Source organism: Paraburkholderia polaris (assembly GCF_012927345.1).
Classification (GTDB): Bacteria; Pseudomonadota; Gammaproteobacteria; order Burkholderiales; family Burkholderiaceae; genus Paraburkholderia; species Paraburkholderia polaris.
Genome location: NZ_JABBGJ010000002.1, coordinates 159,729 through 175,038, shown reverse-complemented (window position 1 = coordinate 175,038; position 15,310 = coordinate 159,729). Strand labels below are relative to the sequence as shown.

The following is a 15,310-nucleotide window of genomic DNA, read 5'->3' as shown; positions in this document are numbered from 1 at the left end:
GGCGAGGGGCGCGTCTTTGCGCCCCGCTGATTTACCGCCCGCATGCACTGCCGCATGCGCCGCATTTCACCGATCCATTGCGACCCACTGCGACCCATTGCCGATGACCGCTGCCAACGAGCGCTACGACGCGCCACCCTCGCCTTCTCCCTCAACCGCCGCTACTGCCCCCGGCAAACCGGCCATGCGCCTGATCGTGGCGTTGCTGAAGCGCTCGCGCGGCGCCTTCGCGATCGCGCTCACCGCCTGCGTGCTGAACGGCATCGCAAGCGTGCTGCTCGTCGCGACCTTGAGCCGCGCGCTGTCGCAACCCGGCGCCGCCGACATGTCGCTCGCGATGCGTTTTGCGCTATGCGCGGTGATTGCGCTCGTCACGCGTGTCATTACCGGCGTGCTGTTTGCGCGACTCTCGCAGGACACGATGGCGCAGTTGCGTGAGCACGTCGCGCGGCGCGTCGCCGAGGCCGAGCTGCGCGACGTCGAACGGATTGGCGCGGCGCCCGTGCAGTCAGTACTGACCGACGACGCCACCAACGTGTCGATGCTGTTCTTCGCGCTGCCCAATCTCGTGATGCACGGCTCGATCGTGTTCGGCTGCCTCGGCTATCTGGCGTGGCTCTCCTGGCCGGTCTGCCTGCTCGCGGTCGCCGCAATCCTGGTCGGCTCGCTCGGCTATCACGCGGGCGACAAGCGGGCGATCGCCTCGCTCGAAGCCGCCGGCCGCTCGCAGGACAAACTGTTCGGCTATCTGGGCGCACTGTTCACGGGCGCGAAGGAGCTGAAACTGCATCAGGCCCGCTCGCGTCAATTCGTCGACGGTCAGCTCGGCTCGGCGATCGATGAAGTGCGCGATCATCGGCGCCAGGCGTTCAGCGCCTATGCGGTCGGGGTCGGCTGGATCGTGTTCCTGTTCTACGTGTTTCTGGGCGTCGCCGCGTTCTGGCCGGCGCTCGGCGTGCACGCCGATGCGCCGTCGGCATCGGGTTACGTGGTGGTGTTTCTGTTCATGCTGCTGCCGCTGGACGGCTTGCTGAACAACGTGCCGACGCTGAATGCCGCGCGCGTGTCGCTCGACCGCATCGAAAAGGTGATGAGCGAGTTCGGCGCGCTGCGCACCGCACCGCCGCCGGATGAAAACGCGTCACACGCGCCGTACCAAACCCTCACATTGCGCGACGTCACGCACTCGTATTTCCATGAGCGCGACGAACGGATGTTCCGCGTCGGGCCGGTCAATCTGACTTTCAGGCCCGGCGAGCTGGTGTTCATCGTCGGCGGCAACGGCAGCGGCAAGACAACGCTCGCGAAGGTGCTCACAGGTCTGTACGAACCCGAAGACGGCACGATCGAACTGGACGGCAAGCCGGTTGGCTTCGCCGAACGCGCCGCGTACCGGCAGCGCTTCACGGCCGTGTTCAACGACTTCCATCTGTTCGACGCGCTGCTAGGTATCGTCGATCCGAACGCCGCATCGCGCGCGCAGGCCGACGCCCGCGCGAATGCACTGGTTGCGAAGCTGGCGCTCGACCACAAGGTGCAGGTGGTGAACGGCGCGTTCTCGACACGCGCGCTTTCCACCGGACAGCGCAAACGTCTGGCACTGGTCGTCGCGTATCTGGAAGACCGGCCGTTCTATCTGTTCGACGAATGGGCCGCGGATCAGGACCCGCAGTTCAAGGCGGTGTTCTATGAGCAACTGCTGCCGGAATTGCGCTCGCGCGGCAAGACGGTGCTCGTCATCAGCCACGACGATCGCTATTTCCATCTCGCGGATCGCGTGTTGAAGCTGGATAACGGCAACATCGTCAGCGAGACTTATGGCGCGGCGCAAGCTGTTGAGCATGCTGCAGTGGCTAACGGCACCGTGGCATGATGCGTTGAATGAGGTCCATGCCGGGCGCGTCGGTCCGCGCCGCCCGGTGTGGTTGCCTGCGCGCTCAAGGTGCTTGTTTGGACGCTGTGCGCAGTTGCTCGGATGCTTGGCACAGTGGGTGATGCTCACCAACGCCCTGGCGTGCAGCAATGCAGACGAAACCCGTCGAGTCACGCCAATCCGGTTTCAGCCGCTTACTTGCTGGCGCAGTGAGTGATGCTCACCCAACGCCCTGGCATGCAGCAATGCAGACGAAACCCGTCGAGTCACGCCGATCCGTTTTCAGCCGCTTACTTGCTGGCGGACGGCGCCAGAAGAGAGAGCAGCGTTTCCGTCATCGTATCGGCCATTCGCAGCGCGGACATCGGCCCACCGAAACCCCAGATATTCCGCTCGACGAGACCCACACGTCCCGCGCTGCGAGCCGGCACGAAGCGCCAGATCGGCGAATCGAGTTTGGTCGCGAGCGGCACACCGGGTTCGGTCGCACTGACGAACAACACCGTGAGGTTCGGCTTCTTCAGCAGATCTTCCGACGTGACATAGGACGTGCCTTCTCGCGTCGGTTCGGCAGGCCACAAGTCGAGGCCAAGCGCGTGTGCGACGCCAGCTGCCGTGCTGTTGCCGGTAAATGCCCAGTACCGGTCGGGCAATCCCAACTCCTGCAACCACGCGACCTGTTCGCCTCGGCGACCGGCTAGCGCGAGGCGTTGTGCGTCGCGTGCAAAGCCCGCGCCGACCTTGGCCTCGACTGCGTGCGCCGCCTCCTCGCGGCCCGTCAAACAGCCGATGGTGCGGAGAATTTTTCGGCCCCAATCGAGTTGAGTCACGCGGGCGCCGTCTCCGGCAAAGTTCGGGCCGTATTTGAATAGCACGGTGGGTGCGATTCGTTCGAGCGCCGCAAAAATCGGCGCATGGCGCAGGCCGACACCGAGGATCAGGTCAGGTTTGGCCGCTGCAATCGCCTCGAGACTCGGCTCCTGGCGCGTGCCGATGTCCGGCACCGAGGCAAGACGCGCATCGTCGTAGCCGATCCACACCGGGTAGTACGCGGGATCGGCCATGCCGACCGGGGTGATGCCGAGCGCGGCCAGGTCTTCGGCGAACATGAATTCGAGCACGACGATGCGCTTCGGCCGCGCGGGCAATGACGGACTGGCCTGCGAGACGCTTGGATTGTCGGCGAGCGATGTGCAGCTTTGCGGTGCTTGCGTGGTGGCGCGGACGGCCTTGGCTTCGCTGCCCTGCGCGAACGCGTAAGAGTTGGCGAAAAGCGCGACTGCCATCGCCGTAGCCGCACAAACTCGCTTGAGGTGTTGCGTTTTCCTCGCGCGGCTCGTCAATGCGAAGCGTCCTGCGAAGCGATTTCCGCGTCGTTCATCGTCAATAGCAAGGGGCAGCGTCCACACAGTTGCGTCTCTCCATGAATTTCATAACGTACGCAGCACACGCGCCGTGCGCTACCCCTGCCGCCGCTTCACCGCTTGCCCCGCTTCTCGCGCCGAGCCTCCACGATCAGCAACGCGAGCAGATAAGGCGCGCCGATCAACGCCGTCAGCACGCCCGCAGGAATTTCGCGCGGCGCCAGCAGCGTGCGCGCCGCGATATCGGCGGCCACCAACACCAGCGCACCGCATGCGGCGGCGAGCCACAGACGCGTGCGATGCGCGCGCGCCCCCAGCATCGAGGCTAGATGCGGCGCCATCAAGCCGATAAAGCCGACCGGCCCGACCGCGGCCACGGCGGCGCACGCGGCCAGCATCGCCACGGTCAGCACCAGAGGACGCAGCACACCGATCGGCAAACCGAGCGCCGCCGCCTGGTCGTCGCCTAATGCGAGCAGATCGAGCGGCCGCGCGAGCAGCGCAAACACAGGGACTGCCAGTACGCACCACGGCAGCAGCGCCGTCACTTCGCCCCAACTGCGCCCATACGTACCGCCGACCAGCCACACGACGAACCGCGCGGGTTGCACGCTTTGCTGCGTGATGAGCCATTGCGATAGCGTGGTCCATAGCGTGCCGATGACAATGCCTGTCAGCGCGACGGCCAGCGGCGCGTAGCGATGCCGTCGATTGAGCAATAGCGTGAGCGCCAGCGTCACGCCGCCGCCCGCGAGCGAGGCAACGGCCAGCGTCGAATGTCCCGCGAGCGGCCACGCGACGAGCGCTGCGAGCGTGGCGAGGCCCGCGCCTTGCGTCACGCCTAGCACTTCGGGCCCCGCAAGCGGATTGCGCACGATGCTCTGCATCAATACCCCGCTCGCAGCCAGCAAAGCACCCGCCAGCAATGCGCAGATGAGCCGCGGCAGGCGCAAATCGAGCAGCATGCGTGCGAGATCGTCACGCTGATCCAACACGGCCAACCAGCGATGCAGGCCGATCGTGGTCGGTCCGAACGACGCACCGGCGCAGACGATCAGGATGCCGAACATCAGCAATACCGTCGCCGTCAGCGGCCATGGCCACGCATCGAGCATCCGCACAAAGCGCGTCCCGGCGCGCACGGCGGGACGGTCCTGGCCTGTGTGCAATGCACCCGACCACGCCGCGCCGCTGCGAATCATCGCCAGCATCAGCGGCGTGCCGACGAAAGCGATTGCCACACCGGTCGAGAGGGTCGCGTCGAGATCGAGCGCCTGGACCGCGCTATCGGTGAACAGCACGAGCGAGCCGCCCACCAACGCAGACAACGGCACAAGCACGGCCAGACGCGAGGCCTTCGCGCCGCGTGCCTGGCGCAGCAGATTCGGTGCGATCAAACCGACATATGACAGCGGTCCCGCTACGCTCACTGCAACACTCGCGAAGCCGACCGCCACCACCATCGCCGCGAGCCGCGTCGCGTCGACGCGCACGCCGGCCGCCGCGGCAGCGTCGTCGCCGAGTGCGAGCGGGTCGAGCGGGCGGATCACGAATGGCAACGCGATGAGCGGCAACACGAGCCAGGCGGCCGCGATCTTCAACCCAGCCGCGCCCGGTTGATAGAGACTGCCGCTCGCCCACAGCGACACGCCGACGATGCTTTGCTCGAAGAACGCGAGAATTAGCGTAGTGAGCGCGGAGAACAGCAACATGCAGACGCTGCCGGCGAGCACGAGCCGCAACGGCGTCGCGCGCCAGCCACCTGCTGCGGCGGCCACGCACGCGGCGGCAGCGAGGCCGCAAACGAACAGCAATGGCACCGACGCCACACCCGCCAGCGACGGCACCAGCATCGCAGCGAGCAAGCCGAGTTGGGCACCACCGGTGATACCGAGCAGATCGGGCGAAGCGAGCGGATTGCGCGTCAGCGACTGGAACAACGTGCCCGCGACAGCAAGGCAGCCGCCTGCGATCAACGCCGCCAGGATGCGCGGCGCGCTCAGGTCGAACAGCAGAATACCGGCGAGTTGCGCGGCGTCGCTGCCTGCGGGCGCGGCGAGCCACGTGCGAAAGCCTGGCGCGAGGCGCAATGCAGCCACCACGACGATCAACCCGACGAGCGCGCCACCGATCATCCCTGCGCGGCTTTTTACAGGTGCACGCCAGCCATCGATCGCAGGCTCATGACGGCGCAGGCGTTTGCGCGCTGCAAGCGTCGTCATGCGGCGAGATCCTTGCTCGTGGATACGGAGGCGCTCAATACTTTGTCGTTGAACTCAACTGCTATCTGCGCCGCATCGCCCTCGTAAGCCGGCACGCACATCGGCGCGCCCGTCTGCGGATGCGCGATCTTGAGCATCGGCACACTGAAGGTTTCGTTCAGATGACGCGGGTCGAGCATTGCATCGGGCGAACCGTGGGCGATGATGCGACCCGCGCGCATCAGCACGATTTCGTCGCTGTAGGCCGCCGCCTGATTCAGGTCGTGTAGCACCCAGACGATCGTCAAGCCGCGTTCGCGATTCAGGCGCCGCAACTCACGCAGGATGTCCAGTTGATGATGGATGTCGAGGTACGTGGTCGGTTCGTCGAGCAAGACGATCGGCGCCTGCTGCGCGAGCGCCATCGCGATCCATGCTCGCTGGCGTTCGCCACCTGAGAGCGCGGCGACGTCGCGCGCGGCGTCGTCCGCGAGTCCGCTGGTGACAAGCGCTTCGTCGATGGCCGCGTGGTCGGCGCGCGACAGTCCGCGCAGCCAGCCACCATAGGCGTAGCGACCGTACGCGACCAACTCGCGTACGGTCAATCCAGAAGGAATCTGGTTGAATTGTGCGAGCATCGTCAGCGTGCGCGCCAAGGCACGCCGCCGGTATGAAGCGAGCGGCTTGCCGTCGACTTCAACGCTGCCGGAGAGCGCCGGTTGCAAACCGGCGAGCGTGCGCAACAACGTGCTTTTTCCACAGCCATTCGGTCCGCACAATGCGGTGACGCGGCCGGCGGCGATCGTCAGGTTCAGACCGTGGAGCACGACATGATCGCGGTAGCCGACCGTCAGCGAATGCGCCGCGAGTGCCGCGCCCTGCGTTTTCGTCATTGCGCGGCCGTCCGCTGGTCGCCTTCGCTTCTATCTGCGCCCGTGTCTTTAACTTCGACTTTATCCGCGCCGGTGCCTTTACTGTGGGCTCCGCTATAGCTCTGCGCCATCGCCACGACCACCTTGCGCGGCCCTTCGAATGGATCGCGTGCGTGCGCCGTCAGCATGTTGTCGAGCATCAGCACGTCGCCCGTGAGCCACGGAAACACAATGCGCTGCTGATCGAGCACACCGCGGATCTCCGCGAGCGCATCCGCTTCGAGCGGCACGCCATCGCCGTAATAGACGTTGCGCGGCACGTTTTCAAGCCCGACCGAATCGATCAACGCTTCCTGCATGTCTTCGTCGAGCGACGAGAGGTGGAACAGATTCGCCTGGTTGAACCAGACCATCTCGCCGGTGCGCGGATGGCGCGCTACCGCCTGACAGCGCTCTTGCGTGCGCAACAGCAGTTCGCCGTCTTCACTGTCGCGCCATTCGCAATCGATGCCACGTGTGCGGCAAATCCGTTCGACCACCCTCGGGTCGTCCGAACCGAAGGCCTGTTCCCACGGCAGATCGAGCCCTTGCCCGAAGTTGCGTACGTACAGCAGCTCGCGCTTCGCAAAGCGTGCGACGAGCGCCGGGTCGAGCGCACGATAGATCGCGCGGCTGTCGGCAATCGGCGTCGCGCCGCCCGAGCGCGCGGCGAGCGCGCAGTGAAACCAGATGCGCAGCGGCCACTCGCGCGTGTACGACTGCTCGTTGTGCAGCGGAATCGAACGATGCGGCGGATATTCCGTCGACGTGTACACCGCGCCTTCTACCTGGCTGCGCGGCGTCGAGGCGAATTCATAGCCAATCAACGGATGCCCAAACGAACCGGCAAAGCTTTGGAAAGCATCGATCGAGGCTACGCGAAAACCGGTGAACAGCACGCCGCCGGTCCGTTCAAGCGTATCGCCAGCGATCGCATGCAGCAGCGTCACCGCCTCTTCCAGTGAAATCTCCGCGCCCGCGCGCGGCGAGACGACAGTCGGCAGTCCCGGCTCGATCGACAAGTCGGCGAGCGTGGGCAACGGCATCGAAAGCATGGTCATGCGAACTCCTCTTGCGGAAGCGGCGTGGCCCGGGACTTATCCGGGCTGGCCCAATTACGATGCGCTCGCCTTCGAGGCGGCCTCGTCCATGTAACGACGCAAGCTGGCCGGACGCATGTCGGTCCACACCGAGTCGATATGCGCGAGGCAGGCGGCCTTCGGTCCGCTCACGCCCACTTCGCGCCAGCCGGCCGGCACGGCGCGAAACGTCGGCCAGATCGAGTACTGCTCTTCGTCATTGATGACGACCGTATAGACGGGATCGTCCGCCTCGCCTGCAGCGGCGGAAGGGGTTTGCTGTGCTTGCGTCATGATGATTGGCTCTGTCGATGAATGGTCAGGATGCCTCAGCAGATTGCTGATGAACTACCCCGGAACAGCGGCGGCGGCATCTCGCTCGCCCACCGCCTCTACCCAATTGACGTTTGATGCGCGCGCTTTTTTACCGCCGACGGGCGCGGCCGCTGCAGAACGCGGGACCGGCCACGCCGCGATTGCAGGCGTCGAGGCAGTCTGCGCAATGTTTTTCGGCATCGCGCACCATGAAATGCACGAGCGTTTGTGAAACATCGAGCGCGCGCGCCGTGCTTTGCAGCGTCTCTTCGCGCAAGCGCACCATCTCAAACGCCGCGCGGCTGCGCGGCGGCAGTTGCTCGAGTGCGTTGTAGACGTGCCGCAACGTGTCGCGCACGAGCAGCGCCGCTTCAGGCGAAGGCTCCGGCGAAGGCACGTGCAGGCCGTCGTCTTCGTCAGCGTGATACGTGTTTTCGAGGCTCTGACGGCGGAATGCATCGATCGACGCATTGCGCACCATGCGGGTCACGTAGGCCACGGGTTGCCGCACGGCATCCTGATCCGGGAAGTCGACCAGTTTGATAAAGACATCGTGCACCACGTCCTCCGCGAGACTCGCGCAACCCACAAAGCCGCGCGCCAGATTGACGAGCATCGGCCGGTTGGCGATCAGCACGTCGAGTAGCGTGCCTTTCTCCCAATCGACGGAGCCGGTGTGACTGTGCGGCCGCCGCTGCCCCGGAGGACAGGCGGCGCCGGCGCTGAGAACAGAAATGGGTATCGCTGTTGAAGGCTCTCGCCGGATGAGCACCTCAGCCATAGATTCGCTCCGTATCTCTCAAGGAAGAGCGCCAATCTATCGTAAACGCGAATCATTCTCAATCAAGAATTGGAATAACCTTACAATTTCAATATATTTATCTGATGAAACAGGGCTCGCGCGGGCCGGCTGTTAACTACAGGTAGCCAGAGGTCGGTGCTGGGTACTGGGTGACTGCGGTGACTGCAGTAAAACGGGCCGAATCTGGTACAACTGATGCCTGCGCCGATGCTCTCGCATCTGTCCGCGCAAGACCGCAAGGCTTTGCCGCCAATCATCGCCTCGGGCTTCGTCCGCAATACGGGCGACGGGTTCGATGAGGTGAAGAACGGCGCCGTTGCGGTACCCACCGGCGACACCCAATTGTGGAATCTGGATCCTGAACGTTGAAGGTCCCATCTTGTTGGAGTAATTGATGGCTAATGCTTACCTGCAGGTGATCGCGCATTATTTCGCCAAGCCGGGCAACGGCGACGCGATTGTGAAGCCCCTCACGGAACTCGCTGCGGCGACTCGCGCGGAGCCCAAGAACCTCTACTACGAGTTCTTCCGCTCACCGGCCGATCCCGACCACTTCGTGATTCTGGAACAGTACAGCGACGCCGATGGCCTCACCGCGCATCGCGAGACGCCGCACTTCCAAAGCCTCGGCTTCGGCACGATCATTCCGCTGCTCGACCGGCGCGAAGTCACGAGCCATATGGTGCCTGGGGACGCGGCATGATGAACGCATTCCGGTTTCAAACCGTGCCGACCATGGTCGTCGAATTCGGCGCGGCGCGCCGTCTCGGCGCTTTGTTGCGCGCGCAATTTCCGTCGCTCACGCGCCTGTGCGTGGTGACGGATGGTTTTCTTCACAAGAGCGGGTTGCTGAATCCGGCGCTCGCCGATCTCGCGGCGCATGGCTGGAATACCACCGTAATCGACGACGTAATCGCCGATCCGCCCGAGCATATCGTGCTCGAGGCGACGTCGCGCGCACGCGAGACCGGCGCGGAGATCGTGCTCGGACTCGGCGGTGGTTCGTCGATGGACGTGGCGAAGCTGATCGCCGTGCTGGCTCCGCAACAAGAGCAGGCACTCAGCGAGATGTACGGCGTAAACAAGGTCACGGTGTCGCGCTTGCCGCTCGTGCAGATGCCGACCACCGCGGGCACCGGCTCCGAAGTCACGGCCGTGTCGATCGTGACGGTGGGCGAGGCGAAAAAGATGGGCGTGGTCGCGCCGCAACTGGTCGCCGATCTGGCGGTTCTCGACGCGGAACTCACGCTCGGACTGCCTACGGCCGCGACGGCGGCGACCGGCGTCGACGCAATGGTTCACGCGATCGAGGCGTACACGTCCGCGCATTTGAAGAACCCGGTGTCCGACATGCTGGCGGTGAAGGCGCTTGAACTGCTGTCGCGCAATCTGTTGCCCGCATGCGAGAACGGCCAGAATCGCGAGGCGCGCGAAGCCATGCTGCTCGGCGCGGCGTTCGCCGGTCAGGCGTTCGCCAATTCGCCGGTGGCTGCGGTGCATGCGCTCGCGTATCCGATCGGTGGCATTTATCACGTCCCGCACGGTCTTTCGAATGCGCTCGTGCTGCCGCACGTGTTGCGCTTCAACGCCGAGGCGGCGGCACATCTGTACGCGGAACTCGCGGACGTGATCCTGCCGGGTATAACGGGCAGCGCCGAAAACAAGACGCTGGCGTTGATCGAACGGCTCGAACAGATGATTGCCGCGACCGCGATTCCGGCCCGGTTGCGCGATGTCGGCATCGAGCGTAGCGGGCTCGAACGGATGGCCAGCGACGCGATGTTGCAAACGCGGCTTCTGGTGAATAACCCCCGGCCTGTTACTGAGGCCGATGCGTTGGCGATTTATACCGCTGCGTTTTAATCGGCGTGGGGCGTAAGTGAGGGTGGGCGTCGCTGTGGTGTTTCACGGCGACTCTCCGCGCCGTTACGCCCAGCGGACACGTTACGTAGCATGCACGTGGAACACGGCGCAGCCCCTTTGGACAAAATCGTGTTTCTGACGCTATAAATTCTTCATATCATAATTTCTTCAACCAAATATTTGCTGAATCGCTAAGATGAAGCCACAACTCGCATTTGGCGTACAACTTGCAGTGTTGACCCCCACCAATAGTCGTTCAACGGGGACATCATGCAAAAATTCGTCGGTCGGACAGCCATCGCTGTTGCGACATCTGCATTACTTGCGCTCTATGGTTGTGGATCGACCGTTAACCCCGGCAGCGCGCTGGGTGGCGGTGGACTAGGCGGCACGTCGGGCAGTTCGGGTTCGAGCTCCGGTTCGGGTTCGAGCTCTGGTTCGGGTTCGAGCTCGGGTTCTGGTTCGAGCTCGGGCTCCGGTTCGAGTTCGGGTTCCGGTAGCTCTGGCACCAGCAGTTCGGGCACCAGCAGTTCGGGCACCAGCAGCTCGGGCACCAGCAGCTCAGGCACCAGCAGCTCAGGCACCAGCAGCTCGGGCACCAGCAGCTCGGGCACCAGCAGCTCAGGCACCAGCAGCTCAGGCACCAGCAGCTCAGGCACCAGCAGTTCCGGCACCAGCAGCTCAGGCACCAGCAGCTCAGGCACCAGCAGCTCAGGCACCAGCAGCTCAGGCACCAGCAGTTCCGGCACCAGCAGCTCTGGCACCAGCAGTTCCGGCACCAGCAGTTCCGGCACCAGCAGCTCCGGCACCAGCAGCTCAGGCACCAGCAGCTCCGGCACCAGCAGCTCCGGCACCTCGGGCACCTCCTCCACCCCTATCGGCAACGTTGTCACCCAAGGCAGCAACCTGATCACCGCCGTCGGCACGACCGTCGCTGATACGGGTTCCAAGATCACCGGCACCTCAGTCCCAGGCGTTAACGGCGCAACGACTGCGAATCTCGGCAACGCCATTACGGATCTCGGCAACGGCGTCAAGGTACTCGGCAACGGTACGGCCGCAGGTCTCGGCACGCTGGGCAGTTCGACCAATCCGCTTGGCCCGACCCTGACTTCCACATCGGGGCTCGTTACCAACGCAGGCGCGGCCGTTACAGCGGTCGGCGGTGTGGTGACGAGTCTTGGAACCGGGCCTCTCGCGCCGCTCGCACCCGTCACATCGACCTTGGGTACGGTTGTCGGCGGCGTGGGCGACGGCGTCGTCAAAGTGGGCTCGGGATTGAACTCGGCGCTGACCAGCGCACCGGTCCAGCAGATCGAGACCCAACTGAGCACGGTCATCAACCCGATCACCCTCTTGGCCTCGAATACGACGCAGACCATCGGCAACACCACGGGTCTCGGCGCGCCGCTCAATAACTTGCTGAGCACCATTGGCAACGGACTCGATTCGGCCGGTCAGAAAGTGTCGGGCGCGACCGGCGATCAGGCGGGTAAAGATGTCGGCGGCGTAGTGAGCCAGCTGGGCAAGACGGTCACGAGCACGGGCGGACTGCTGACGGGCGCGACGACCAACCCGTTGGCGCCGATCACCGGCCTGCTGGGCCCGCTTGGCGGACTGAGCGGATCCGGCAGCGGCCTCAGCATTCCGCCGCTGACCGGCCTGATCGGCAACCTCGGTTCGCTCGGTGGGACCGGTAGCACCGGCAACCCGCTCGCGCCGATCACCGGACTTCTCGGCGGCTTGAGTTCGCTCGGCGGCACCTCCGGCGCTGGCAGTCCGCTTGCCCCGGTCACCGGACTGCTCGGCAACCTGGGTTCGCTCGGCGGCACCTCCGGCGCCGGCGGTCCGCTTGCACCGGTCACCGGTCTTGTCACAACGCTGACCTCGACGCTGGGCGGCGCCTCGGGTCAAGGCTCACCGCTCGCGCCCGTCACCGGTCTCGTCACGACGCTGACTTCGACGCTGAGCGGCGCATCATCCGGTAAGACGACCTCGCCGCTAGCGCCGGTCACCGGCCTCGTGACGGGCTTGAGCAGCAGTGCGGGCAGCGGTTCGACCAGCTCGAATCCGCTGGCGCCGGTGACGAACCTTGTCACCGGGTTGCTTGGTGGCGTCGCCGGTAAATAAGCGGTAATTCGGCACAGCGGCCGGGACTTAAAAAATCAAAAGCCCGGCCGCTATCTATGTCATGAATACGAGGATGACATGAACTCCACTCTGGATAACGTAGCGCACGTAGAAGAGCAGCGGCCGCGTTCGGCGACGCCGTTTTCCGTAGGCCTGCTTGGCATCGTCGTCGGCCTTCTTACGCTCTGGCTGCTACGCGACAGTACGGCGCTGGACGGTGCGGGCCGCAGCACCGCCGCCTGTGTCGCGATCATCGCGACGATCGCCCTATACGAACTGTTTGCCGCACGCGTGTATCTACGTCCGAGCGCCGGACTGACCGGCCAGGCGGTTCGACCGCTCAGTGTTGCGCGCGTGGGTTTGCGCCTTGCCGCGCTGGCTTCCGTGTATGCCGGCATCGGTCTGCTCTACTGGCTATTGCCCGAGTATCACGGCACGTTCTATAACCCTTTCTGGACGCTGATCCGCGCGCTCGCACCGTATCTGATCGTGGCCGCGCCGTTTTACTTTGCGTGGATGGACAGGCGTCAGCGTGAAATCGACGATGCCTATATGTTGTGGGGCCGCCTGGTATTTCGCGGTCAGCGCCCAACCAACTGGAAGCCCGTGCGTGAAATGCTGGCCGGATGGATGGTGAAAGCGTTCTTCCTGCCGCTGATGATCACCTATCTCTCCACCGATGCGGACCATATCGGCGCATCGCTTGCGACCGCCATGAACGCGCCGTTCTCGCTTGCGACGTTCAGGTTCATGTACGACCTGTCCTTCACGATGGACCTGATGCTCGGCACTGTCGGTTATCTGTGCACACTGCGCATTCTCGATACCCACGTGCGCAGCGCGGAGCCGACCACGCTCGGCTGGCTGGTTGCGCTTGTCTGTTACCAGCCGTTCTGGTCGCTGATCTCGAGCCAGTACATCCACTACCAGGGCACGATGTTCTGGGACAACTGGCTGATATCCGTGCCCATTGTCCGAATCATCTGGGGCACCGTGATTATCGCCTTGGTCTTCTCCTACGCGCTTTCCACCATCGCGTTCGGATTGCGGTTTTCGAACTTGACCAATCGCGGCATCATCACCTCGGGCCCTTATCGCTTCACGAAGCATCCCGCTTACATCACGAAGAATCTTTCGTTCTGGATGGTCTCAGTGCCATTCATCGAGCCGTTGGGCTGGCGAATCGCGCTCACGCATTGCGTCGCGCTGGCGGCGGTGAACCTGTTGTATTTCCTGCGCGCCAAAACCGAGGAACGGCATCTAATGAGCGATCCCGACTATCGTGCTTACGCCGAATGGATCGCCAAGAATGGCTTGTTCGCCAGGATCGCACGCGCGTTTCAATGAGGTGTTTATTCTACAAACGGGGTGAAGCGAATTTTTTGCAGTGCACCATTTATCAAAGATGCGAGGGCTGTGATCGGTACTTTTTACCGATTCCAATCAGTTGCCGGTGGAAGCAGACCAGAACGTCAGCTGCGTGAAAGACACGATCAACGTCCAACGTTCAGCGAGCAATGGACGCCGGCCTCAACGACATTTCACACGGGACGTTACGTAACGTCCCGTGCCGTGGTTATGATTCGCGGCTTAGCGCCAGCGCACTGGCCAGCCCGGCCTTCGGGCGCGAGAACAGGAAGCCTTGCACCAACGCTTCCGGCCATGTGCTCAGCCATTGCAACTGTGCTTGGGTCTCGACGCCGTTCACCACGACCTGAACATCAAGCGCATGGAGCAGATCCAGCAGCGCCGATATCACCATGCAGGCACGAGGATCACGCGGAACCGCGGCCATCAGCTCAGGCGCGATCGTGACGGTGTCCACGTCGAGCGCACCGAGCAGCGCGAGCGAAGACGCGCCGTTGCCCCACTTGCCCAGCGAGATGCCGGCTCCCGCAGACCGAAGGCCATCCGTCAGGGTACGCAAAGACAGGAGACGTGCCGCGTCAGCGCTATCGGGCACTTCGATGTCAAGCAGGTTGACCGGCACACCATGTGAGCGCGCGATGCGCGTGAGATCGTCGGCAAACGATTCGAGCACGGCCACTTGCGCCGGCACCGTCATAGCGACCGGCAGCAGCGCCATCTTCGCAGAGAGGCAGTCGCGCAGTTCGCGGCACACGCCGTCGATAGCGAACAGGGCCATCTCCCGCGCGACCTGCGGGTGCTCGAGCGGCATCATGAAAATGCCCGGAAGCAGCAGCCCGTAGTCGGGATGCGTCCATCGAACCTGCGCTTCGAGGCGCGCCAGCGCTCCGCTTGCCGTGCGATAGGCGCCTTGAAACACGAGATGAAACTCGCCCGCACGCAGACCTTCGCGGACGCGGCTTTCGAGTTCACTCAGCGCCATGGGATCGTCGCGCGAGTCGTCCCAATCCGCCTGTTCAACGCAAGCGTTGCGCGTGCCGAACGTAGTTGCGGGCGATACAGGCTTTTCATAGTCGAGCGTTAGCATGGCGTGAGCGCAATTCTTTAACCTGGCTAACGCATGCACATGTCGTGCCAAGTTGCGGTTCACTGCGCGACCTAATGGAGACCATGATCGATAACCCCTACTGGACAACGGTTTACGGCGACAAGATCAGGTCTGTCGAGCTGCAATTCCTGTTGCCATACGTTTGCATGGACGCGAACGTTACGTAGCATTTTGCATCGACGTTACGGCGCATCGCATGGTGAAGTTGAACCCCGGCGGTTACCACAGGTCCGTCGCTTCACGCTAAGCAAATGTGTCATGCATAGCGAATCAGATCGCTATACAACAAACGGTGA

General features: G+C 63.8%; 13 protein-coding genes and 1 pseudogene. 6 read left to right on the top strand and 8 right to left on the bottom strand.

What is annotated here, in order from left to right:
- Positions 1 to 103: 103 nt before the first annotated feature.
- Positions 104 to 1,873 (top strand): cyclic peptide export ABC transporter, encoded by a 1,770-nt coding sequence (locus HHL24_RS02065; RefSeq protein WP_169483726.1) that lies wholly within the window; start codon positions 104 to 106, stop codon positions 1,871 to 1,873.
- A 290-nt stretch (positions 1,874 to 2,163) separates the two neighbouring features.
- On the opposite strand, the gene HHL24_RS02060 is transcribed toward HHL24_RS02065, so the two are convergent.
- The 6 genes from HHL24_RS02060 to HHL24_RS02030 form a co-directional block, all read right to left on the bottom strand.
- Entirely contained in the window at positions 2,164 to 3,159 is a 996-nt protein-coding gene (locus HHL24_RS02060; protein WP_169483725.1) for an ABC transporter substrate-binding protein, read from the bottom strand.
- Between the two features lie 191 nt (positions 3,160 to 3,350).
- Positions 3,351 to 5,459, bottom strand: a complete 2,109-nt coding sequence (gene fhuB, locus HHL24_RS02050; protein ID WP_169483724.1) for a Fe(3+)-hydroxamate ABC transporter permease FhuB — start codon at positions 5,457 to 5,459, stop codon at positions 3,351 to 3,353.
- Positions 5,456 to 6,331, bottom strand: a complete 876-nt coding sequence (locus HHL24_RS02045) for an ABC transporter ATP-binding protein (protein ID WP_169483723.1) — start codon at positions 6,329 to 6,331, stop codon at positions 5,456 to 5,458. Before HHL24_RS02045 ends, fhuB begins: the two co-directional genes overlap by 4 nt.
- Complete coding sequence (locus HHL24_RS02040; protein ID WP_230417305.1) at positions 6,328 to 7,410, bottom strand: TauD/TfdA family dioxygenase; 1,083 nt, start codon at positions 7,408 to 7,410, stop codon at positions 6,328 to 6,330. The genes HHL24_RS02045 and HHL24_RS02040 overlap by 4 nt, the downstream gene beginning before the upstream one ends.
- A gap of 54 nt (positions 7,411 to 7,464) precedes the next feature.
- The gene (locus HHL24_RS02035) at positions 7,465 to 7,722 is read right to left on the bottom strand and encodes an MbtH family protein (protein WP_169483722.1); all 258 of its coding nucleotides are present in this window, start codon (positions 7,720 to 7,722) and stop codon (positions 7,465 to 7,467) included.
- A gap of 130 nt (positions 7,723 to 7,852) precedes the next feature.
- Positions 7,853 to 8,524: an RNA polymerase factor sigma-70 gene (locus tag HHL24_RS02030; protein WP_169483721.1), complete on the bottom strand. Its 672-nt coding sequence runs from the start codon at positions 8,522 to 8,524 to the stop codon at positions 7,853 to 7,855.
- Positions 8,525 to 8,722: 198 nt separating this feature from the next.
- Between HHL24_RS02030 and HHL24_RS02025 the strand changes: the two are divergent.
- From HHL24_RS02025 to HHL24_RS02015, 3 genes and pseudogenes are all read left to right on the top strand, one after another.
- Positions 8,723 to 8,914 (top strand): annotated as a pseudogene (locus tag HHL24_RS02025) (glycerol-3-phosphate responsive antiterminator); the annotation flags it as partial.
- 25 nt (positions 8,915 to 8,939) lie between these two features.
- Complete coding sequence (locus tag HHL24_RS02020; RefSeq protein ID WP_169483719.1) at positions 8,940 to 9,248, top strand: putative quinol monooxygenase; 309 nt, start codon at positions 8,940 to 8,942, stop codon at positions 9,246 to 9,248.
- Entirely contained in the window at positions 9,248 to 10,408 is a 1,161-nt protein-coding gene (locus HHL24_RS02015) for an iron-containing alcohol dehydrogenase (protein WP_169483831.1), read from the top strand. Before HHL24_RS02020 ends, HHL24_RS02015 begins: the two co-directional genes overlap by 1 nt.
- Positions 10,409 to 10,737: 329 nt before the next feature.
- Here the strand turns inward: HHL24_RS02015 and HHL24_RS44740 are convergent, their stop codons facing one another.
- A complete protein-coding gene (locus tag HHL24_RS44740; RefSeq protein WP_329606580.1) occupies positions 10,738 to 11,358 on the bottom strand; it encodes a hypothetical protein in 621 nt (206 codons plus the stop codon).
- Here HHL24_RS44740 and HHL24_RS02010 point away from each other — a divergent pair.
- On the top strand, positions 11,285 to 12,538 hold the full coding sequence (locus HHL24_RS02010; RefSeq protein ID WP_329606579.1) for a collagen-like triple helix repeat-containing protein: 1,254 nt from the start codon (positions 11,285 to 11,287) through the stop codon (positions 12,536 to 12,538). The two genes, HHL24_RS44740 and HHL24_RS02010, sit on opposite strands and share 74 nt — an antisense overlap.
- Before the next feature lie 78 nt (positions 12,539 to 12,616).
- Complete coding sequence (locus HHL24_RS02005) at positions 12,617 to 13,885, top strand: isoprenylcysteine carboxylmethyltransferase family protein (protein ID WP_169483717.1); 1,269 nt, start codon at positions 12,617 to 12,619, stop codon at positions 13,883 to 13,885.
- Positions 13,886 to 14,114: 229 nt separating this feature from the next.
- On the opposite strand, the gene HHL24_RS02000 is transcribed toward HHL24_RS02005, so the two are convergent.
- Positions 14,115 to 14,993, bottom strand: a complete 879-nt coding sequence (locus HHL24_RS02000) for an EAL domain-containing protein (RefSeq protein WP_169483716.1) — start codon at positions 14,991 to 14,993, stop codon at positions 14,115 to 14,117.
- Positions 14,994 to 15,310 lie beyond the last annotated feature (317 nt).

Coding starts and splice junctions, on each gene's coding strand:
- HHL24_RS02065 (WP_169483726.1), top strand. CDS start 104: ATGACCGCTGCCAACGAGCGCTACGACGCGCCACCCTCGCCTTCTCCC.
- HHL24_RS02060 (WP_169483725.1), bottom strand. CDS start 3,159: ATGGCAGTCGCGCTTTTCGCCAACTCTTACGCGTTCGCGCAGGGCAGC.
- fhuB (WP_169483724.1), bottom strand. CDS start 5,459: ATGACGACGCTTGCAGCGCGCAAACGCCTGCGCCGTCATGAGCCTGCG.
- HHL24_RS02045 (WP_169483723.1), bottom strand. CDS start 6,331: ATGACGAAAACGCAGGGCGCGGCACTCGCGGCGCATTCGCTGACGGTC.
- HHL24_RS02040 (WP_230417305.1), bottom strand. CDS start 7,410: ATGACCATGCTTTCGATGCCGTTGCCCACGCTCGCCGACTTGTCGATC.
- HHL24_RS02035 (WP_169483722.1), bottom strand. CDS start 7,722: ATGACGCAAGCACAGCAAACCCCTTCCGCCGCTGCAGGCGAGGCGGAC.
- HHL24_RS02030 (WP_169483721.1), bottom strand. CDS start 8,524: ATGGCTGAGGTGCTCATCCGGCGAGAGCCTTCAACAGCGATACCCATT.
- HHL24_RS02020 (WP_169483719.1), top strand. CDS start 8,940: ATGGCTAATGCTTACCTGCAGGTGATCGCGCATTATTTCGCCAAGCCG.
- HHL24_RS02015 (WP_169483831.1), top strand. CDS start 9,248: ATGAACGCATTCCGGTTTCAAACCGTGCCGACCATGGTCGTCGAATTC.
- HHL24_RS02005 (WP_169483717.1), top strand. CDS start 12,617: ATGAACTCCACTCTGGATAACGTAGCGCACGTAGAAGAGCAGCGGCCG.
- HHL24_RS02000 (WP_169483716.1), bottom strand. CDS start 14,993: ATGCTAACGCTCGACTATGAAAAGCCTGTATCGCCCGCAACTACGTTC.